Here is a 21739-nt window from a genome sequence, read left to right as displayed (position 1 = left end):
GCTGTCACCAATCCACGATGAAGGAAAGTTGGGTTCACCGTGAGTTCGACTGTCGCTGATACCGCGAAGAAACGCATGCGCTTCGTCTTGCTGCTGTCCATCCTGCTGCTGGTCATCATCGCCGGTCGACTCTTCTGGGTGCAGGGCATCAACCCCGCGGCGGCGGCCAAGGAAGCGGCCGATACGCGCAACCGCGTGGAGACCATCGCCCCCACCCGCGGATCCATCCTGGACAAGAACGGCAACGTCCTCGCCGTGTCGGTGGACCGCTACGACCTGGTTGTCGACCAGCGGGACCAGAAGGACACCATCCGGCGCAAGGCGCGCGACGGCTCCAACTCCCGCGAGCGGATTTCCTGGGAACAAGCAATCAAGGAACTGGCCGAGGTGCTCGACCAGGATGTCGACGAGCTGACCAAGGCCATCCGCCCGCAGGACGGCGCAAAGCCCAAGGGCTACGTCATGATCGCCAAGAGCGTCACCCCCGAGGTTCGCAACGAGGTCATGGAAATCGGCATTCCGCGACTGAACTCGGTGCTGCGCAGCGAACGCCAGTACCCGCAGGGCGTCATCGCCGGCCCGCTGCTGGGCTTCGTACGGAACTCCGAGGACCAGAAGGGCGTCGTCGGCGCCGAAGGCCTTGAACTGAGCCAGGAAGACCATCTCGCCGGCACCGCCGGCAAACGCAAGTTCGAGGTCAGCGCCGACGGCGTGCGCATCCCGACCACCGAACTGGAAGAGACCCCCGCAGTGAACGGCCAGGACGTGCTGCTGAGCATCGACAACGACATCCAGTACGTGGCCCAGCGCGCGGCGGAAGCCAAGCAGAAGCAGTTCAACGCCGAGTGGGCCACCGTCATCGTGCAGGAGGTCAAGACCGGCAAGCTGCTGGCCATCGGCGACTCGGCAGAGCTGGACCCCAACAACCCGGGCGCCACCGAACCTGAATTCCGCCGCTCGGTCTCCATCACCCGCGCCTTCGAGCCGGGCTCCACGGGCAAGGCGGCGATCTTCGCCGCGGCCATCGACCAGGGCAAGGTCAAGCCCCTGGACGAGTTCAAGGTCCCGAACAAGAAGACGTTCACCAAGGAGACCATCAACGACTCGCTGCCGCACGCCACCTACGACATGACGGCGGCTGGCATCTTCGCCCGCTCCTACAACACCGGCACGGTGATGGTGGGCAATCAGGTCAGCAAGCAGACCCGCTACGACTACATGCGTGCCTTCGGCCTGGGAACCCCGATCGACGTCGGACTGAACGGCGCTAGCGCCGGACAGCTGGCCGCCCCGGAAACCTGGGACCGCCGCCAGCAGTACACCACGATGTTCGGGCAGGGCTACTCGCAGACCGCTCTGCACACCGCATCCATCTTCCAGACGTTGGCCAACGGCGGCGTGCGCATCCAGCCCAGCCTGATCGACGGCTACCGCAACGAGGACGGCTCGATCTCCGAACCGGCCGAGCGCAAGGAAACCCGGGTTGTGAAGGAATCAACATCATCCGAGATGCTCAAACTCATGGAATCGGTCGTTGAGTCGGGAACCGGTACTAAAATGAAGATACCGGGCTACCGCGTTGGCGGTAAGTCCGGAACCGGCCAGGCCGCCAGCGCGAAGGGCTATGACGGTTACACGTACTCCTTCGCCGGCGTCGCCCCGCTGGACGACCCGCAGTACGTGGTCGTAGCCACGATGTACCGGCCGCAGGGCAATTGGCGCAACTTCACGGTGGCGGACACGTTCACCGAAGTGATGAGCCATACGTTGAATACGTACAACGTGCCACCGAGCACAAGCGATTCAGAGGCGTACGACGTCTTTGTAGGTGAGGAACAAAAGAAACCTTGGTAGTCCAGGAACCCGGCACGCCGCGCGCGCTGGAACGTCATTTGCGTCCGCAGTCAGTTGCGGAAACCAGCTTCGAGGGACTGTGCGCGGCGCTCGGCGCCGTGCGCGGTTCGCTGAACCCGGCGGCGAACCCCTTGGTTCGCGGGGTCAGCCTGAACCCGCAGGTGGTGCAGCCCGGGGATGTCTTCCTGGCGATCTCCGGAGCGCGCCGCCATGGGGCGGAGTTCGCCGCCACCGCGGTGGCCAACGGGGCACTTGCACTGATCACCGACGCCCAGGGCCTGGCCCATCTGCCGGCGGACTTCCAGCTGCCGGTGGCGACCGTGGAGAACGTGCGGGCCGTCGCCGCCGCCGCGGCCCAGTGCATCTACGGCACCGCCACCCGCTGCCCGCAGCTGTTCGGCGTAACCGGCACCAACGGCAAGACCACCACCACCTTCATGATCCGCTCCATCCTGGAGGCCCTGGGCACGGAGACCGGTCTGGTCGGCACCATCGAGATGTCCGCGCGCGGGCAGATCATTCCCAGCGTGCTCACCACCCCGGAATCCACCCAGCTGCACGGGGTGCTGGCCAGCATGGCCGAGCAGCAGGTCGACGCGGTGGCCATGGAGGTCTCCAGCCACTCGCTGAGCTACGGTCGGGTGGATGCCCTGTCCTTCGCGGTCGCCGGCTACACCAACCTCACCCAGGACCACCTGGACCTGCACGGGACCATGCAGGAGTACTTCGAGACCAAGGCCCAGCTGTTCACCCCCGAGCGAAGCCAACGCGCCGTGGTGATGGTCGACGACGCGTACGGCCAGCAGCTGGCCGACCGCGCGCTGGTCCCCACGGAAGCGCTGAGCCTGGATGCCGGTCACCCGGGCGCCGACTGGCGTGTGGAGAACCTGCAGCACTCGGGCCTGGGCCACAGCTTCAACATCACCCACCGCGACGGACGCACCCTGAGCACCCGCACCGGGCTGCCTGGCATGTTCAACGTGGCCAACGCGGCGCTGGCGGCGCTGATGGTGCTGGCCAGCGGGGTGCCGCTTCACGCGCTGCAGCAAGCGCTGGACGCCAGCGACCCGCTGTCGGTCGCGGTGCCCGGACGCATGCAGGTGGTCGGCGAGTCGCCGGTGGCAGTGGTTGACTTCGCGCACAATTCGGACGCGCTGGCCAAGGCCCTGGACTCGGTGCGCCCGGGCCCCGGGGGACGGCGCATCATCGTCTTCGGTGCTACCGGCGACCGCGACACCACCAAGCGCCCGGACATGGGCGCGGTGGCGGTACGCCACGCGGATATCGTGATCGTCACCGACGACGACCCGCACGGGGAAGACCCGGCCCCGATCCGCGAGCAGGTGGCCGCCGGCGCCGCCCGCGCCATCGAGGCCGAACGCCCCGAGGTGCAGCTGCACAACATCGCGCCACGCGCCAAAGCCGTGGAGTTTGCTGTGAGTTTGGCGGGAGCCAACGACGCGATCCTCGTGGCAGGCCGCGGGCACGAAGTCAGCCAAGACGTCGCGGGAATGGACGTCGAGCTTGACGATCGAGTGGAACTGGCCAATGCCCTGAAACTTCATGGTTTTGTGACCATTCCCTAGCACGCCCAAGTCCACCAACGTCATCGCCCGAGTGTAAAGTCCTTATTGCCATGATTGAACTGTCTTTGACCGACCTGCTGAGCATCACCGGAGGGAAAGCGACGAATACCGTCGCCCCCGGCACCGTGGTGACCTCGGCGACCACCGATTCCCGCGACGTCGTACCAGGCTCGCTTTTTGTCGCCAAGCCCGGAGAGTTCTCCGACGGCCATGCCTTCATCGACGCCGCGCTGTCCTCCGGGGCCGTACTGGCGCTGGCCGAGCGTGTCACGCTCGACGAGCAGCGCCGCGAGCACCCGGCGGTCATCGTCCCGGATGCCGTGGAAGCCATGGGCAAGATCGCGGCCCACATCGTCGCCTACCTGAAGCAGAAGAACGATGCGGTGGTTGTGGGCATCACCGGCTCGGCCGGTAAGACCACCACCAAGGACCTGCTGGCGGCCATCCTCTCCGAGGTCGCGCCGACCGTCTCGCCGATCGGCTCCTACAACGGCGAGGTCGGCGTGCCGCTGACCGTCTTCAATGCCACCGAGGACACCAAGTACTTCGTGATCGAGATGGGCGCCACCGGCATCGGTCACCTGACCTACCTGACCGACATGGTCCACCCGAAGATCGGCGTGGTGCTCTGCGTGGGCACCGCGCACGCCGGCGAATTCGGCGGCGTGGAGAACATCGAGAAGGCCAAGGGCGAGCTGGTCGAGGCGCTGGACGCCGACGGCATCGCCATCCTGAACGCCGAGGACCCGCGCGTGGCGCGCATGGCCTCGCGCTCCGGGGGAGCGGTCCGCTTCTTCGGCACCGGGAGCAAGCCGGTGGAGGGCGCCGGGGTCTGGGCCGCCGACGTGGAGGTCAACTCCCAGGGCCAGCCCGAAATGACCCTGCAGTTCCCCGACGGCTACTCCCAGCGCATCACCTCCGGCCTGCTCGGCCGCCACCACGTGGCGAACATCCTGGCAGCTGCCAACGCCGCCTACGCCCTGGACATCGATCCCGCGCTGATTGCCCGCGTGCTCAACGGTCGGAAGGCAGGAAGCCGCTGGCGCATGGAGCGCGTCGAGCGCGCCGACGGCGTGAGCATCATCAACGACGCCTACAACGCGAATCCCGAATCCATGCGCGCCGCACTGGTGACCCTGGCCGAGCTGGGCCTGCCCAGCGGCGAGACTCCGGGGCGGCGCACCTGGGCGGTGCTCGGTGAAATGCTGGAGCTGGGCGACGAGTCAATCCACCAGCACGACCTGCTGGGCCGCCTGGCGGTGCGGATGAACATCAAGAAGCTCGTGGTCGTCGGCCGCGGCGCGAAGGCGGCCTACAACTCCGCGGTGCTGGAAGGCAGCTGGGGCGACGAGGCGTTTTTCGTGGAGAACGTGGACGAAGCCCGCACCCTGCTGCAGGAGCAGCTGGAGCCGGGGGACATCGTCCTGTTCAAGTCCTCCAACGGCGCCGGCCTGCGCCATCTGGGTGATGACATCGCAGCATTCGTGAAGGAAGGCGAGAACGCATGATCGCATTAATCGTAGGAGCGGGCATCGCCCTGCTGCTGACCGTGGTGTTCATGCCGCTGTACATCAAGCTGCTCACGAAGAAGCAGTACGGACAGGTGGTCCGCGACGACGGGCCGATGTCCCACGCGGTGAAGTCCGGAACGCCCACCATGGGCGGCGTGGTCTTCGTGCTGGCGGTCTTCATCGCCTACTTCCTGACCCACGCCATCCTGGGCATGATGGGCCGGGCCAGCGCGGGCATCACGGCCAGCGGCCTGCTGGTGCTGCTGCTCTTCGGCGGCATGGGCCTGGTCGGCTTCCTGGACGACTTCATCAAGATCTTCAAGAAGCGTTCGCTGGGCCTGCGCGCCTGGCAGAAGATCGTGCTGCAGGCAGTGGTGGGCATCAGCTTCGCCGTGCTGGCGCTGCAGTTCCCCAATGACCAGGGGCTGACCCCTGGCTCCACCGCGATCTCCTTCCTGCGCGACACCAACATCGACTTGGCCTTCGCCGGACCGATGGTCGGCCTGATCCTGTTCGTCCTCTGGGCCAACTTCATCGTCACCGGCACCACCAACGGCGTGAACCTCACCGACGGCCTGGACGGCCTGGCCACCGGCGCCTCCATCATGGTCTTCGGCGCCTACACGCTGATGGGCATCTGGCAGCAGAACCAGGCCTGCAGCAACGCGAACGCGCTGGACGTGTGCTATTCGGTGCGCGACCCGCAGGACCTGGCCATGCTCGGCGCCATCCTCTCCGGCGCGCTGATCGGCTTCCTGTGGTTCAACGCCAAGCCGGCCAAGATCTTCATGGGCGACACCGGCTCGCTGGCCATCGGCGGCGCCGTCGCGGCCTTCGCGATCCTCTCCCGCACCCAGTTGCTGCTGGTCATCATCGCCGGCCTGTTCGTCATCATCTCGCTGTCCGTGATCATCCAGGTGGGCTACTTCAAGATCTCCGGCGGCAAGCGCGTGTTCAAGATGGCCCCGCTGCAGCACCACTTCGAGCTGTCGGGTTGGTCCGAGGAAAACGTCGTCATCCGCTTCTGGATCCTGGCAGGCCTGTTCGTGGCCGCAGGTCTGGGCATCTTCTACTCTGAATGGGTTGTCGCACTGTGAGCGCAAACGCCAATGCCGCACTGGCCGAACTGACAAGCTGGGATTCGAACTGGAAAGGCCTGCGCGTTCTCGTGGCGGGCCTGGGCCTGTCTGGCTTCTCCGCCGCCGACACGCTAATCGAGCTCGGAGCCGTCGTCACCGTCCTGGACGGCCGCGACGACGAGCTGAACCAGCAGCGCGGGGAAACCCTGATGATCGTCGGCGCGCACCAGGTGCTGCTGGGCGCCGAGCACGTCACGCACCTGCCGCAGGTGCAGGACCAGCAGCCGCAGCTGGTGCTCGCCTCGCCAGGCTGGAACCCGCGCCACCCGGTCATCGCCGAAGCCACCGAGGCAGGCATCCCGGTCTGGAGCGACATCGAGCTGGCTTGGCGCGTGCAGAACCGCGCGGGGCGCACGGCGCCGAAGTGGCTGGCCATCACCGGCACCAACGGCAAGACCACCACCGTGGGCATGACCGAAGCGATCCTGCAGGCCGCTGGCCTGAAGGCCATCGCCGTGGGCAACGTCGGCACCCCGATCCTGGACGCCGTGCGCGAGCCGGTGGACTACGACGTGTTCGCCGTGGAGCTGTCCAGCTTCCAGCTGCACTACACCCACAGCATTTCCCCGGTCGCTTCCGTGGTGCTGAACATCGCCGAGGACCACGTGGACTGGCATGATGGGTTCGAGAACTACAAGGCCGACAAGGCCAAGATCTACGAGCGCACGCAGATTGCCGCGATCTTCAACGTCGCCGACGAGGTCACCCTCGACATGGTGGAGAACGCAGAGGTCATCGAGGGCTGCCGCGCCATCGGCTTCACCACCAACACCCCGTCGGTGTCCATGGTCGGAGTGGTCGAGGACCTGCTGGTGGACCGCGCATTCATCGAGGACCGCCGCACCAATGCGGTGGAACTGATCGCGTTGAAGGACATCGGCGAGATCGTCCCGCGCCACACCGCTGCGAACGCAGCGGCCGCCGCCGCGCTGACCCGCGCCTTCGGCGTTCAGCCGGAAGCCGTGCACCGCGGCCTGAGCGGCTTCGACGCCGGCGCCCACCGAATCCAGGCTGTCGCCCGCCGCGACGACATCCTGTGGATCAACGACTCCAAGGCCACCAACCCGCACGCGGCCGACGCCTCCCTGGCGGCCTTCACCAAGGTCGTCTGGATTGCCGGCGGCCTGTCCAAGGGCGTGGACTACCACGAGCTGGTGGCCAAGCACGCGGCCCGGCTGCGCACCGTGCTGCTGATCGGCACCGACATCCAGGGGCTGCGCGAAGCGCTGGCCGAGCACGCGCCGAAGGTCGAGGTCATCGACATCACCGCCGCGGTGCACGATGAAACCGGCACCCTGCCCAGCGGCGCCCAGGTCATGGCCCGCGCCGTGCACACCGCAGGGAAACTTGCCCAGGCGGGGGACACGGTGCTGATGGCACCGGCCGCCGCGTCCATGGACCAGTTCAGTTCCTACGCCCAGCGTGGCAACGCCTTTATCAGCGCGGTCAGTGATCTGATGGATAGTGGTTCCACGGAACAGAATTCCGACGACTAGCAGCACGCAAGAGAACCCGGCCAGTGCCGGAAAGCAACAACAGACGGGGGCATTGGTGGTGACCAAGGAGCGCAAGCAGCCGCAGGGCGCCAAGGCCGAAACCGGGAAGACCGCCGCCTCCGGCAAGAAGCCCGGCCTGCGCCCGCAGGGCGGGATCTTCAGCGGAGTCGAGAAGGCCAGCGCACGCCTGGCCTCGACCGACTACTGGCTGGTGCTGGTGACCTCGATCTTCCTGTCGGTGTTCGGCGTCATCATGGTGCAGTCCTCCGCCTCCGTCGAAGCAATCGCGGCCGGACGCAACGGTTTCACCGTGGCCCTGTCCCAGGCGATGTTCGCAGGGGTCGGCATCGTCTGCATGCTGATCATGCAGTTCATCCACCCCTCCAAGCTCAAACGCCTCGCGTGGATCGCCGTGGGTGCCGCGATGGCGCTGCTGTTCCTGGTGGCGTTCACGCCGCTGGGACATGAAGTCCTCGGCAACCGCAACTGGATCAAGATCGGTGGATTCGGCCTGCAGCCCAGCGAATTCGCCAAGCTCGCCTTGGCGGTGTTCTCCGCCTTCATGCTCGAGAAGAAGCAGCACCTGCTGGGCGACATGAAGCACCTGATGATTCCGATCCTGGCACCGGTCGGCGCCATCATTCTTTTGCTTGTGGTGCTCGGCAAGGACGTGGGCACCGCCCTGGTGCTCATCATGATCCTGGCCACCGCGATGTTCCTGGGCGGCCTGCGCATGAAATGGCTGCTGGGCTTGGGCGCCGCAGGGTTCGCGCTGCTGACCGTCCTGGTCATGGCCTCGGCCAACCGCCGCGGACGCATCAAGGCATGGCTGGGCATCGACTGCGGCAGCGGAGACCAGTGCTACCAGTCGAACATGGGTATGCACGCCTTCGCCTCCGGCGGCTGGTTCGGCGTCGGCCCAGGCCAGTCCCGCATGAAATGGTCCTACGTACCCGAAGCGCAGAACGACTTCATCTTCTCCATCCTCGGTGAAGAGTTCGGCTTCATCGGCGTGATCTTCGTGCTCGCCTTGTTCGCCATCCTCGCCCTGGCCATGTACCGCATCGCCATGCGCGCCACCGACCTGTACACCCGCGTCCTCATGGGCTGCCTGATGTCCTGGATCATCGGCCAGACCTTCGTGAACCTGGGCACCGTTTCCGGCGTGCTGCCGGTCATCGGCGTGCCGCTGCCTTTCATTTCCTCCGGCGGTTCCGCGATGCTCGCGGTCATGCTTGCCATGGGCTTCGTGCTCTCCTCGGCCCGCCAGCAGAAGCAAGACCAAGTGGTCTCCGTCGTTCCTTCCACCAAGCCGGCGGCCAAACCCAAGCCCAAGCGCTGAGCCCACGGACCGGGCCCGGCACCCCCGCGGACGGTTCTCACCGAGCGCACCACAGAATTACCAACGGCACCCGCTGCCGACCAACCCAAGGAGTACACCAGCACCATGAGCGAACCGATTCGACTGGTAGTCGCCGGCGGCGGCACGGCCGGGCACATCTCGCCCATGCTGGCGATCGCCGACGCGGTGAAGGACGAAAACCCGGCCGCGCAGATCACCGCGCTGGGCTCGCCCGGGGGACTGGAAACCCGGCTGGTGCCGGAAGCTGGCTACCCGCTGGAACTGATTCCCAAGGCCCCGATGCCGCGCAGCATCAATCTCGACCTGCTGAAGTTCCCCTTCCGCTTCGCCAAGGCAGTGAACCAGGCCAAGGCGGTGCTGCGCCGGAGCAACGCGCAGGCGCTGCTGGGAGTTGGCGGCTACGTCTGCACCCCGGCCTACCTGGCCGCCAGGAAGCTCGGTGTCCCGATCTTCGTGCACGAAGCGAACTCGAAGGCCGGCATGGCCAACAAGCTCGGCGCCAAGCACGCTGCCGCCGTGGGTACCACCTTCGCCGGCACCGGGCTGCCCGGCGAGGAACAGGTCGGCATGCCCATGCGCTCCAACGTGGCCACCATGGACCGCGCCGCGCTGCGCGACGAGGCCCGGGCCCACTTCGGGCTGACCGACGACCGCCCGGTGCTGCTGGTCACCGGCGGCTCCTCGGGCGCGCTGAGCCTGAACAACGCCGTCGCCCAGTCCCTCCAGCAGCTGAACGCCGCCGGCATCCGCACCGTGCATATCACCGGCCGCGGCAAGCAGCTCACCGACGACTCCGGCGCGCTGCTGGCCCACGAGGGCTATACCCAGGTCGAATACGTTGACCGCATGGACTACGCCTACGCCGCGGCGGACCTGATGGTCTGCCGCTCGGGCGCCGGAACCGTCTGCGAACTCGAAGTGGCAGGCACCCCCTCGGTGCTGGTCCCGCTGCCGATCGGCAACGGCGAGCAGAAGCTCAACGCCCGCGAACTGGTCCAGGCCGGCGGCGCGCTGCTGGTCGAGGACAAGGACTTCTCCGCCGGCTACATCGTCGAGCATGTCATCCCATTGCTGGGCGATCGGCATAAACTGGAAGGGATGTCGCAGGCCGCCTCCTCACTGGGACGGCGCGACGCCGCGCAGATCATGGCACGGAAGATCATCACCGAAGTTTCATCCCGGGCACTGCCGGGACAGGAAGGCTAGAACATGTCGAAGCGAGCCGACGAGCTCAATGCCGAATTGGGCAAGGTACACCTCATGGGTGTTGGCGGTGTCGGAGTCTCGGCCGTGGCCCGGCTCATGCTGGACTACGGGCTGAGCGTTTCGGGATCCGACGCCAAGGACCTGCCGGTGATGGACGGGTTGCGCGAACGCGGGGCCCGCATTCATGTCGGCTATGCGCCGGAGAACCTGGGCGACGCGGACACCGTGGTGATCTCCTCGATCATCAAGCCGGGCAATCCCGAATACGACGAGGCAGTGCGCCGCGGACTGCGCATCCTGCACCGCTCCCAGGGGCTTGAAGCGACCATGCGCGGCCATGACCGCGTCGTGGCGATCGCCGGAACCCACGGCAAGACCACCACCACCTCGCTGACCGCCCACATGCTCAAGTCCGTCGGGGCCGTGCCGAGCTTCGCGGTGGGCGCCAACATCCCGAGCCTGGGCACCAACGCGGAACTGGGCAACGGAGGCTACTTCGTGGCCGAGGCCGACGAATCCGACGCATCGTTCCTGAACTACCGCCCGGACGTCATCATCGTGACCAACGTCGAGGCGGACCACCTTGATCACTACGGCACCGCCGAAGCAGTGCACCAGGCCTTCGTCGACTTCGCCCAGCTGCTGCCCGAGGACGGGCTGCTGATCTGCTGCGCCGACGATCCCGGCGCCAACGAGCTCGCGCACAAGATGCGCCAGAGCCGCAGCGACCTGCGGGTGCAGACCTACGGTTTCTCCGATCATGCAGACCGCCGGCTGAGCGATGCCCGCGCCCTGGACAACGGCCGCTTTGCCGCCACCATCGAATGGGGCAGCGGACAGGAGCACATCCTGAACCTCGCGGTGCCCGGCCAGCACAACCTGCTTAACGCCGCCGCGGCGCTCTCGGTGGGCATCGACGCCGGCGTGGACGTGGACGACGCGCTCGAAGCCCTGGCCGGCTTCACCGGCGCGGCCCGCCGCTTCGAGTTCAAGGGCGAAGCCGACGGTGTGCGGGTGTACGACGACTACGCCCACCATCCCACCGAAGTCACCGCCGCGCTGAAGGCCGGCCGCGTGATGGCGGGGGAGGGCAAGCTGCACGTGCTCTTCCAGCCGCACCTGTTCTCCCGCACCAAGGAGTTCTACCGCCAGTTCGCCAGCGCGCTCTCGCTCGCGGACACGGTGACCCTGCTGGAGATCTATCCCGCCCGCGAGGAGCCCATCGAGGGTGTCGCCAGCGAGCTGATCGCCGAACGCGTCGAAGTGCCGGCCCATGTGTTCGCGCCGGAGGCCGCGGTGGCCCATGTGGTGGAAAACGCCGAGCCCGGCGACGTGATCATGACCGTGGGAGCAGGAGACGTCACCTACCTCGGCGGCCGGCTGCTCGACGCTTTGTCCTGAGACCCGCTCGACGAACGCAACCCTAGGAACCAATGGACGAAAAAGCCAAGGTCGTTGAACTTCCGCCCAGCCCGGAGAAGAGGCGGCGCAAGATCATGCTCATCGGCGCAGCCGCCATCGTGGTGCTCAGCCTGGTCGTGGTCTTGGTGCTGAGTTTTTCCCCGGTGCTGGCAGCCAAGAAGATCGAGGTGACCGGGACCAAGCTGCTGAGCGAAAAGCAGCTGCTCGAGTCGCTGGCGCCCTTGGAAGGCACGCCGCTTCCGCGGATTTCCGAAGCCAAGGTCGAAGAGCTGCTCGGTGAGCAGCCGGCGATCGACAGCGTCGTGGTTCGGGCCCAAATGCCCAACACCCTGGTGGTGGAGATCCATGAGGAGGTTCCGGTGGCGATCCTGGTGGACGGCAAATCCAACTTCCTGGTGTCCGACACCGGCGCCAAGCTGAAGAAGCTCGGCGCCAAGGACAAAACCAAGTTGCCGAAGATCAAGGCCTCGGATGCCACCAAGGATCCAGAGCAGTTCAAGTTGCTGACCTCGATTCTCAGCGGGGTCGACGCCAAGGTGCTGGAGCAGGTTTCCACCGCTTCGTTGACCGAAGCGGGATTCATGGAACTTGCTTTGCCGCAGAAGCGTACACTGATTTGGGGCAACGGGGAGAAGGCGGCGTTGAAAAATCAGGTGACACAGATTTTCCTGAATAATTCAAAGGACAGCGCGGAGGCGAAGAAGACCATCGACGTCTCCAATCCGGAAAATCCGGTGACCTATTAAGTACGTCAGACTTGGGCGCGGGATGAACATTCTGAGCCAAAATTCTGGAAAGATAGGTTTGAAGTAGCGACACGCCTAGGCGGTCGTTGCACAAAGACCATACGACTCATAGCGTTCTTAATAACGATCGCTTGACAGAAACCTGACCTTCAGGCTAAGGGTGAAGGTTTCGGCATGGGTCGGATTCATGTAGCACATCTAACAAGGGAAGCGGGACGTGGCAGCTCCACAGAACTACCTCGCGGTCATTAAAGTCGTCGGTATCGGCGGTGGCGGTGTAAACGCAGTCAATCGTATGATCGAAGTCGGTTTGAAGGGCGTTGAATTTATCGCCATCAACACCGACGCTCAGGCACTGCTCATGAGCGACGCCGACGTCAAGTTGGATGTTGGACGTGAGCTGACTCGCGGTCTGGGTGCAGGCGCCAACCCTGAAGTTGGACGCCAGGCAGCCGAGGACCACGTCGAGGAGATCGAGGACGTCCTGCGCGGCGCCGACATGGTCTTCGTCACCGCAGGCGAAGGCGGCGGCACCGGTACCGGTGGCGCCCCTGTCGTTGCCCGCATCGCACGCTCCCTGGGCGCGCTGACCATTGGTGTGGTCACCCGCCCGTTCACCTTCGAAGGCCGCCGCCGTGCCAACTCGGCAGAGTCCGGCATCGAGGCGCTGCGCGACGAGGTCGACACCCTGATCGTCATCCCTAACGATCGTCTGCTGTCCATTTCGGACCGCAACGTGTCCGTTCTGGACGCATTCCGCCAGGCCGACCAGGTCCTGCTCTCCGGTGTCCAGGGCATCACCGACCTGATCACCACCTCGGGCTTGATCAACCTCGACTTCGCCGACGTGAAGTCCGTCATGCAGGGCGCTGGCTCCGCACTGATGGGCATCGGCTCGGCCCGCGGCGAGGACCGCGCGGTGAAGGCGGCCGAACTGGCCATCGCCTCGCCGCTGCTGGAAGCCTCCATCGACGGCGCGCACGGTGTGCTGCTGTCCATCCAGGGTGGTTCGGATCTCGGCCTGTTCGAGATCAACGAAGCCGCCCGCCTGGTCCAGGAAGTCGCCCACCCGGAAGCAAATATCATCTTCGGCGCCGTCATCGACGACGCACTGGGTGATGAAGCCCGCGTGACCGTGATCGCCGCCGGCTTCGACGAGCCGGACGTGACCAGCAAGCCGATGTCCGCACCGGCCGTGTCCAAGCCAGCCGTCAGCCGTGCAGCAGAGCCAGCTGCACCTGCCGCGCCTGCTGCTCCCGCCGTTGTCCCGCCGGCCGCCCCGGCACCTGCAGAGAAGCCTGCCGCAGAGCAGAACCCTTTCCAGGACCTGCCAGACGTTGTCGATTCGGACCTGAACGGCTCCAACGACGACCTCGACGTCCCGGACTTCCTGAAGTAAGAACAGCAGGAAGCTGAGCAGTGCTACATTTCGCGTCGAACCTCGATCCGAGCATCCAGCTGGCCTTCACGACGCAGGCCGAGGGAAACCTCGCCCTGCATGTGAATGACGATCCCCGCCTCGTGGCGGAGAATCGTACCAGGCTGGAGGACTCGATCGGGGTTCGACGTTTTTCCCTTAATTTCATGAACCAGATCCACTCCACGCTGATCCATGCGGTCGACGGTGCGCAACGCACCTCGTGGAGCGACCCGGAGGCGCCGACCTGCGATGCGCTGGTCGACCCCTCAGGGCTTGAACCGCTGGCGGTCATGGTCGCGGACTGCCTGCCGGTGCTTTTCGTGGGGCGCAATCCGGAATCCGGCGGCAGCCTCACGGCCGCTGCCCACGCCGGACGCCGCGGACTGCTGGACGGAATACTGTCCAAGACCGTACACCAGCTGCGTTCCCACGGCGCGGTGCAGATCGAGGCCGTCATCGGCCCTTCGATCTGCGGCAACTGCTACGAAGTGCCGCAGCAGATGGCCGAGGAATCCGAGCAGCTTCGTCCGGGAATCCGCACCCGGACTTCCTGGGGAACCGAGGCGCTGGATCTTCCGGCCTCCGCGGCCCGGGAGCTGGCGGAACTGGACGTCCAAGTCCAGCCCAGCGATCTCTGCACCTTGGAAGATGAACGATTTTTTTCATACCGCAGATCTACTGACTCGGGCCGACTTGCAGGACTTATTTGGCGCGAGTAACACCCGTGTGCGACACACCGGTGAGAAAATCTCGAATGAACATTGCTACCTGAATTCTGTGCGGTAGCGTCGAAGTAGCGGAATCATGCATGGGGTGCATGAACGGGACAAATTAGGAGAATTATCGTGGCTGACGGACTGCGCAAAGCAATGGTCTATCTCGGCTTGGCGGACGCCGTCGAGCACGAAGAGGCTGTGGTAGATAAGGCAGAACCGAAACCTCCGGTTCGCGTCGTCGAAGACCCTGCTCCGAAGCGTCCCGCCGAATCCCCGCGCCCGCAGCCAGTCGTTCGCGCGGCCGCTCCGCAACCAACAGCCACAGAACCGGATGCCGAATACCGTGCACCGGTAACCCCCATCAAGCGTGCCCCTTCAGTGAGGGATGAGGATTCCGAATTGCGTCAGATTACAACCGTGCACCCTCGTTCTTACAACGATGCCAAAATCATCGGTGAGAACTTCCGTGACGGCATTCCGGTGATTATGAACGTCACCGACATGGGTGAAACCGACGCCAAGCGTTTGGTGGACTTCTCCGCTGGCCTCGTCTTCGCGCTGCACGGATCGATTGAGCGAGTCACCAACAAGGTGTTCCTGCTCTCGCCGTCCACCGTCGAGGTGCTGGGCGAGGACCGCAAGCAGTCCGAAGCCCAGGCAACCTTCTTCAACCAGAGCTAAGACGCCAGGAGCGAGCGCACAAAAATGGTGTTCGGGATTATTTATCTCGCCTTAGCGATCCTGCAAATTCTGCTTCTGATGCGAATTGTGCTGGATATAACTGAAAACTTTGCCCGCCACTGGCGTCCCAAGGGCATCGCGCTGGTCGTCGCGTCGTTTGTCGTGTCGATCACCGATCCGCCGCTGCGGTGGCTCCGCGGGAAAATCAAACCCCTGGATCTCGGCGGAATCCGCCTTGACCTGTCCTTTTTGATTTTCTTCATCGTCGTCATGATCGCGAAGGTCATCGTCGGCAATCTGGGGGCGAGCACAGGTATCTGAGTAGGAGTTTCTCCTCCAGCTAGGGGATTGTAGGCATAGCGCCTACAAGGTAGATTCAAAGAAAAAGAGACTCGGGTGAAGACCCGATTTCGTATTTAGTGTCCAAATCGTTATATCCTTTAGGAAATAGTGCTCCGACTTCACCGGTCGCGACACTGAAGAACGGTAAGTGTTTCGCAGGGCAACCAAAGGCCTTGCGGAAATGATCCCAGCATTGAGGTGACCCAATGGCTTTGACGCCAGAAGACGTAGTCAATAAGCGCTTTCAGCCGACCAAGTTCCGTGAAGGCTACGACCAGGACGAGGTAGATGACTTCCTCGACGAGATCGTGGTGGAGCTGCGTCGCCTAACCGGTGAAAACGAGACTCTCCGCCGCCGTCTGAGCGAACTTGGCGAAGACGCAAACGTTGTAGCCAAGGAACAGGCTGTTCCGGCTCCAGTATCCGCTGCTCCGGCTGCCAAGCCAGCCGAGGATAAGAAGGCTGAAACCAAGCCTGCCGAAGAAGCCAAGGCTGCTCCGGCTCCAGCTGCCAAGCCGGCAGAAGAGAAGAAGGCCGAGCCAGCTCCGGCTGCCAAGCCTGCCGAGAAGAAGGTCGAAGCAGCTCCTGCAGCAGCACCGGCCGTCGCTCCTTCCGCCGAATCGGCTGCCAACGTTCTTGCCATGGCCCAGCGCCTGCACGACGAATACGTCGCATCCGGTGTTGAGCAGCGCGACAAGATCATCTCCGATGCCAAGACCGAGGCAAACTCCTTGGTCACCTCGGCAGAAGAGAAGAGCCGCAAGACCCTGTCTGCCCTGGAGCAGCAGAAGTCCGTCCTCGAACGCAAGCTCGAGCAGCTGCGCGGCTTCGAGCGCGACTACCGTGCTCGCCTGAAGACCTACATCGAAGGACAGCTGCGCGACCTCGAGTCGCAGGGTTCGATCGATGGCGCAGCAGGCAAGGCCAACTAGCTGCCTGCGGTTCAACGCTTGAACTGGTCATAAAGTAAGATCATCGGTGGTGCACGGATTCTTTCCGGCACCACCGATGACGTTTAAAAGGAATTAATGGGTAACACCGTGAGTGAACCACAAGCGGGCAGCGCCGCCGCGAAGGCCAAACGCTACACCGGACTCGGCCTGATCATCGCCCTGATTGCCCTGGTCCTTGACCAGGGCGTGAAGCTCTGGGTCGAAAACAGCATGGAGCTGGGAGAGTCCTTCGAGGTGATCCCGGGGTTCTTCGACATCCACTACATCCTGAACCCGGGCGCCGCGTTCTCCATGGGCGAGAACTTCACCGTTGTGTTCACCATCCTGCAGGCCACGGTGGCCGTGGTCGTCACCTACCTGTTGTTCCGCCGGGTCAAGATCCGCAGTTGGTCCATTGTCCTCGGCTGCCTGCTGGGCGGCGTGCTCGGCAACCTGGGCGACCGATTGTTCCGCGAACCTGCCTTCGGTTTCGGCCACGTGGTCGACATGTTCTCGGTGACGAACTTCGCGATCTTCAACGTCGCCGATTCGTTCATCGTGTGCTCCATGATCGTGGTCGCCTACATGCTCATCCGCGGCATCAATCTGGACGGCACCATCGGGGACAAGCCGAAGGACAGCGGCTCCGCAGCCCAGGGCGACGACCCGCAGAAGCCTGCTTCATGAGCCCCCTGATGGACGCATCGCACCATGCCCTCTCGGTCGACGAGGCCGACGCCGGATCCCGGCTGGATGCTTACCTGGCGCGCGTACTGCAGATTCCCCGCACCCTGGCCTCCAGCCTGTGCAAGGACTCACAGGTGCAGGTCAACGGGAAAACTATTGCCAAGTCACTAAAGCTCAAAGCGGGGGACAGGCTGTCGGTGACCATACCGGCCCAAGCCGACCCGCTGGAAATCAGGGTGGAAGCCGTGAAAGACCTGAAGATCATCGCCGACGATGACGACTACGTTGTCATCGACAAGCCCGTGGGCGTCGCCGCCCACCCGTCGCCGGGCTGGGTCGGTCCGACCGTGGTCGGGGCGCTGATGGCCGAAGGCTACACGATCTCCACCTCCGGAGCTTCCGAGCGTCAGGGCATCGTGCACCGGCTCGACGTGGGCACCAGCGGACTGATGGTGGTGGCGAAGTCCGAACGCGCCTACACCGCCCTGAAGCGCGCCTTCAAGGAACGCACTCCGAAGAAGATCTACCACGCAGTCGTCCAAGGCCTGCCCGATCCGCTGGAAGGCACCATCGACGCACCCATCGGCAGGCATCCAGGGCACGACTGGAAATTCGCCGTGCTGGACGGCGGACGAAACTCGGTCACCCACTACAAGGTCATCGAGGCCTTCGGCCGCGCCAGCTTGGTGGAGGTGCACCTGGAAACCGGGCGCACCCACCAGATCCGCGTGCACTTCTCCGCATTCGGCCATCCCTGTGCCGGCGACCAGACCTACGGCGCCGACCCGAAGCTGGGGGCCGCGCTTGGGCTGACCAGGCAGTGGCTGCACGCCAAGCGCCTGGGCTTCGAACACCCGGTCACCGGGCAGTGGATGGAATACGAGAGCGAATACCCCTCGGACCTGTCCGGCGCGCTGGAGCTGCTGCGCGAGGGAACCTTCTAGGAACACCATGGAACGGGGTGCACCTGTAAGCGCCGGCGCGGCCCGGAAATTTTCCGGGCGGCTGTATCTCTTCCCACACCTGGTTCAGGCTCGAGGACTTCCGTGCCGGCTGTCGCTAGACTGGTTTGGTGAGCGCGACACGTGACGGATTTGTCCATCTTCATACACACACCGAATACTCCATGCTGGACGGGGCGGCCCGGCTAGGCGAACTGTTCGCCGAGGCCAACCGGCAGGGCATGGAAGCCATGGCGATCACCGACCATGGCTACCTCTTCGGAGCCTTCGACTTCTGGCGCCAAGCCACCGGTGCCGGCATCAAGCCGATCATCGGCGTGGAAGCCTATGTCACCCCGGGTACCCACCGCACCGACAAGACCCGCGTCAAGTGGCGCACCGAGGAACGCCAGAAGGGCGACGACGTCTCGGGCGGCGGCCTGTACAACCACATGACCCTGTTGTCCTACAACAACAAGGGCATGGACAACCTCTTCAAGGGCTCCTCGCGCGCCTCGCTGGACTCCGTGTTCGGCAAGTACCCGCGCTGGGACCGCGAGCTGCTCAACGACCACCACGAGGGCCTGATCGCCACCACCGGCTGCCCCTCGGGCGAGGTGCAGACCAAGCTGCGCTTGGGGCAGTACGATGCCGCGAAGGCCGCAGCCGCCGAATTCCAGGACCTGTTCGGCAAGGAGAACTACTTCTGCGAAATCATGGACCACGGCCTGGAAATCGAACGCCGAATCACCAAGGACCTGCTGCGGCTGGCCAAGGAACTTGCCATTCCGCTGGTCGCCACCAATGACCTGCACTACACCCACGAGGCCGATGCCAAGGCCCACGAAGCGCTGCTGGCCATCAACTCGGGCTCCACGCTGGATGAGCCGACCTACGACCAGGGCGGCAGCCGCTTCGCCTTCAGCGGCACCGGCTACTACCTGAAGAGCTCGCGCGAAATGCGCGAGTTGTTCAAGGAACTCCCCGAGGCCTGCGACAACACGCTGCATATTGCGGACCGCGTGGACCTCACCTTCGACACCAGCGCCAACTACATGCCGAAGTTCCCCTGCCCTCCCGGCGAGGACGAGACGAGCTGGCTGATCAAGGAAGTCGACAAGGGTCTGCACTACCGCTACCCGAACGGCATCCCGGAGGCTTCGCGCAAGCAGGCGGACTTCGAGCTGGACGTCATCATCAAGATGGGTTTCCCCGGCTACTTCCTAGTCGTGGCGGACTTCATCAACTGGTCCAAGGACCACGGCATCCGCGTCGGCCCGGGCCGCGGTTCCGGCGCAGGCTCCATGGTTGCCTACGCCATGCGCATTACCGACCTGGACCCGCTGGTTCATGGCCTGATCTTCGAGCGCTTCCTGAACCCGGAACGTGTTTCCATGCCCGACTTCGACGTCGACTTCGATGATCGCCGCCGCTCCGAAGTGATCCACTACGTCACCGAGAAGTACGGCGATGAGCGTGTGGCAATGATCGTGACCTATGGATCGATCAAGACGAAGCAGGCGCTGAAGGACTCCTCACGCGTGCTGGGCTACCCCTTCTCCATGGGCGAGTCCCTCACCAAGGCGCTGCCGCCGGCAGTCATGGCCAAGGACATCCCGCTCAACGACATCGAGAACCCGGAGTCCAAGCGCTACTCGGAGGCCGGGGACTTCCGCAACCTCGTGGCTAACGACCCCGAGGCCAAGCGTGTCTTCGAAACCGCCAAGGGGCTCGAAGGCTTGAAGCGCCAGTGGGGCGTGCACGCCGCCGGCGTGATCATGAGCTCGGACCCGATCATCGATGTCGTGCCGATCATGCGGCGCATCCAGGACGGGCAGGTCATCACCCAGTTCGACTACCCGACCTGTGAAGGCCTGGGGCTGATCAAGATGGACTTCCTCGGTCTGCGAAACCTCACCATCATCTCCGACGCCCTGGCCAATGTGAAGGCCAACAAGGGCGTGGAGCTGGACCTGGAGACCCTGCCGCTGGACGACGCGGCAACCTACCAGCTGCTGGCCCGCGGCGACACGCTGGGCGTATTCCAGCTCGATGGCGGTCCGATGCGCTCGCTGCTGAAGATGATGCGCCCGGATAACTTCGAAGACATTTCCGCGGTGCTCGCGCTCTACCGCCCGGGCCCCATGGGCGCGAACTCGCACACCAACTACGCGTTGCGCAAGAATAAGCTGCAGGAAGAAACCCCGATCCACCCGACACTGGAAGAGCCGCTGCGGGAGATCCTCGGGGGGACCTTCGGCCTGATCGTGTACCAGGAACAGGTCATGTCCATCGCGCAGAAGCTTGCAGGCTTCTCGCTGGGCCAGGCGGACATCCTGCGCCGCGCCATGGGCAAGAAGAAGAAGTCCGAGCTGGACAAGCAGTTCGCCGGCTTCTCCAAGGGCATGATGGACAACGGCTTCACGATGGAAGCCGTGCAGGCCCTCTGGGACATCCTGCTGCCCTTCTCCGACTACGCGTTCAACAAGGCCCACTCGGCGGCCTACGGCGTGGTGTCCTACTGGACCGCCTACCTCAAGGAGCACTACACGGCCGAGTACATGGCCGCGCTGCTCACCTCGGTGGGCGACGACAAGGACAAGCTCGCGCTGTACCTCAACGAGTGCCGCCACCTGGGCATCACCGTGCTGCCTCCGGACGTCAACGAATCGGCCCTGACCTTCACCCCTGTGGGCAACGATATCCGCTTCGGCATGGGCGCCATCCGCAACGTCGGCTCCAACGTCGTGGACGGCATGGTGCAGGCGCGCCAGGAAAAGGGCGCCTACACCGACTTCAGCGACTTCCTGAACAAGGTCCCCGCGGTGGTCTGCAACAAGCGCACCATCGAATCGCTGATCAAGGCCGGAGCCTTCGACTCCATGGGCCACCCCCGCCGCGCGCTGGTCGCGATCCACGAAGAAGCCGTGGACTCGGTCATCCAGCTCAAGCGCAACGAGGCGGCCAACCAGTTCGACCTGTTCAGCGCCCTGGATCCCTCCGAGGCCTCGGATGCCATGACCGTGGCCATCCCGGACCTCCCGGACTGGGACAAGAAGGAAAAGCTGGCCTACGAGCGGGACATGCTCGGGCTGTACGTTTCCGACCACCCGCTGCAGGGCCTGGGTTCCGCGCTGGAGCAGTATGCCGACATGTCCGTGACCCATGTGCTGTCCGACGACGGGCCGCAGGACGGGCATATCATCTCCATCGCAGGCATGATCTCCGGGTTGCAGCGGCGCATCGCCAAGAAGAGCGGCAACCCGTACGCGCGCTGCGAGGTGGAGGACCTCTCCGGTTCCATGGAGGTCATGTTCTTCGGACAGGCCTACCAGCCGATCGCCGAGGTGCTGGCCGACGACCTGATCGTGGTCATCAAGGGGCGCGTACAGCGCCGCGACGACGGGTCCATCACCCTGAACGCCCAGGAAATGATGATCCCCGAATTGTCCGAGGACGCCAACGGCGGCCCGGTGGTCATCGGCATCCCGACTCACAAGGCCACCGAATCCCTGGTGCAGAAACTCGGCGACGTGCTGCGCACCCACAGCGGCAACACCGAGGTCCGGGTGAAGCTCACCGGCAGCCGCGGCACCTCGCTGCTACGCCTGGGCATGAACTTCCGGGTGAACCCTAACCCCGCCTTGTTCGGCGACCTGAAGGTCCTGCTCGGCCCCAATTGCCTGGACGTGTAGCG

General features: G+C 64.5%; 17 protein-coding genes. All 17 read left to right on the top strand.

Annotated elements, in window-relative coordinates; translation table 11 throughout:
• Nucleotides 1-39 precede the first annotated feature (39 nt).
• The 17 genes from RF641_RS15220 to dnaE all read left to right on the top strand — a co-directional run bounded on the left by RF641_RS15220 (nucleotide 40) and on the right by dnaE (nucleotide 21737).
• Nucleotides 40-1854 carry a peptidoglycan D,D-transpeptidase FtsI family protein gene (locus RF641_RS15220; RefSeq protein WP_047119493.1) on the top strand — a complete coding sequence of 605 codons (1815 nt, stop codon included), beginning with the start codon at nucleotides 40-42 and terminating at the stop codon, nucleotides 1852-1854.
• The gene (locus RF641_RS15215; protein ID WP_424573533.1) at nucleotides 1848-3440 is read left to right on the top strand and encodes a UDP-N-acetylmuramoyl-L-alanyl-D-glutamate--2,6-diaminopimelate ligase; all 1593 of its coding nucleotides are present in this window, start codon (nucleotides 1848-1850) and stop codon (nucleotides 3438-3440) included. Before RF641_RS15220 ends, RF641_RS15215 begins: the two co-directional genes overlap by 7 nt.
• Before the next feature lie 50 nt (nucleotides 3441-3490).
• A complete protein-coding gene (locus RF641_RS15210) occupies nucleotides 3491-4948 on the top strand; it encodes a UDP-N-acetylmuramoyl-tripeptide--D-alanyl-D-alanine ligase (protein ID WP_053798398.1) in 1458 nt (485 codons plus the stop codon).
• Nucleotides 4945-6048, top strand: coding sequence for a phospho-N-acetylmuramoyl-pentapeptide-transferase (gene mraY / locus RF641_RS15205; protein ID WP_047119490.1), 1104 nt, complete (start codon nucleotides 4945-4947; stop codon nucleotides 6046-6048). Before RF641_RS15210 ends, mraY begins: the two co-directional genes overlap by 4 nt.
• A complete protein-coding gene (gene murD, locus RF641_RS15200; protein WP_120989233.1) occupies nucleotides 6030-7586 on the top strand; it encodes a UDP-N-acetylmuramoyl-L-alanine--D-glutamate ligase in 1557 nt (518 codons plus the stop codon). The genes mraY and murD overlap by 19 nt, the downstream gene beginning before the upstream one ends.
• A gap of 55 nt (nucleotides 7587-7641) precedes the next feature.
• Entirely contained in the window at nucleotides 7642-8928 is a 1287-nt protein-coding gene (ftsW, locus tag RF641_RS15195; protein ID WP_244910801.1) for a putative lipid II flippase FtsW, read from the top strand.
• 105 nt (nucleotides 8929-9033) lie between these two features.
• A complete protein-coding gene (gene murG / locus RF641_RS15190; protein ID WP_424573532.1) occupies nucleotides 9034-10155 on the top strand; it encodes an undecaprenyldiphospho-muramoylpentapeptide beta-N-acetylglucosaminyltransferase in 1122 nt (373 codons plus the stop codon).
• A 3-nt stretch (nucleotides 10156-10158) separates the two neighbouring features.
• Nucleotides 10159-11556 (top strand): UDP-N-acetylmuramate--L-alanine ligase, encoded by a 1398-nt coding sequence (gene murC / locus RF641_RS15185; RefSeq protein ID WP_047119486.1) that lies wholly within the window; start codon nucleotides 10159-10161, stop codon nucleotides 11554-11556.
• Between the two features lie 32 nt (nucleotides 11557-11588).
• Nucleotides 11589-12323 carry a cell division protein FtsQ/DivIB gene (locus RF641_RS15180; RefSeq protein WP_047119485.1) on the top strand — a complete coding sequence of 245 codons (735 nt, stop codon included), beginning with the start codon at nucleotides 11589-11591 and terminating at the stop codon, nucleotides 12321-12323.
• Nucleotides 12324-12540: 217 nt separating this feature from the next.
• Nucleotides 12541-13722 (top strand): cell division protein FtsZ, encoded by a 1182-nt coding sequence (ftsZ, locus tag RF641_RS15175; RefSeq protein WP_113606458.1) that lies wholly within the window; start codon nucleotides 12541-12543, stop codon nucleotides 13720-13722.
• A gap of 20 nt (nucleotides 13723-13742) precedes the next feature.
• Nucleotides 13743-14462 carry a polyphenol oxidase family protein gene (locus RF641_RS15170; RefSeq protein WP_120989236.1) on the top strand — a complete coding sequence of 240 codons (720 nt, stop codon included), beginning with the start codon at nucleotides 13743-13745 and terminating at the stop codon, nucleotides 14460-14462.
• A gap of 126 nt (nucleotides 14463-14588) precedes the next feature.
• The gene (locus tag RF641_RS15165; RefSeq protein WP_047119482.1) at nucleotides 14589-15140 is read left to right on the top strand and encodes a cell division protein SepF; all 552 of its coding nucleotides are present in this window, start codon (nucleotides 14589-14591) and stop codon (nucleotides 15138-15140) included.
• Nucleotides 15141-15164: 24 nt separating this feature from the next.
• On the top strand, nucleotides 15165-15461 hold the full coding sequence (locus RF641_RS15160) for a YggT family protein (RefSeq protein ID WP_047119481.1): 297 nt from the start codon (nucleotides 15165-15167) through the stop codon (nucleotides 15459-15461).
• A gap of 227 nt (nucleotides 15462-15688) precedes the next feature.
• Entirely contained in the window at nucleotides 15689-16414 is a 726-nt protein-coding gene (locus tag RF641_RS15155; protein WP_113606456.1) for a DivIVA domain-containing protein, read from the top strand.
• A gap of 108 nt (nucleotides 16415-16522) precedes the next feature.
• A complete protein-coding gene (gene lspA, locus RF641_RS15150; protein WP_244910786.1) occupies nucleotides 16523-17101 on the top strand; it encodes a signal peptidase II in 579 nt (192 codons plus the stop codon).
• Complete coding sequence (locus RF641_RS15145; protein ID WP_231735934.1) at nucleotides 17098-18045, top strand: RluA family pseudouridine synthase; 948 nt, start codon at nucleotides 17098-17100, stop codon at nucleotides 18043-18045. Before lspA ends, RF641_RS15145 begins: the two co-directional genes overlap by 4 nt.
• Before the next feature lie 128 nt (nucleotides 18046-18173).
• Nucleotides 18174-21737: a DNA polymerase III subunit alpha gene (dnaE, locus tag RF641_RS15140; RefSeq protein WP_047120790.1), complete on the top strand. Its 3564-nt coding sequence runs from the start codon at nucleotides 18174-18176 to the stop codon at nucleotides 21735-21737.
• Nucleotides 21738-21739 lie beyond the last annotated feature (2 nt).

Source organism: Arthrobacter sp. 'calajunan' (genome assembly GCF_046940185.1).
Classification (GTDB): Bacteria; Actinomycetota; Actinomycetes; order Actinomycetales; family Micrococcaceae; genus Glutamicibacter; species Glutamicibacter soli.
The sequence above is the reverse complement of the archived record's forward strand: the minus strand, read 5'-3'. Positions and strand labels throughout refer to the sequence as shown.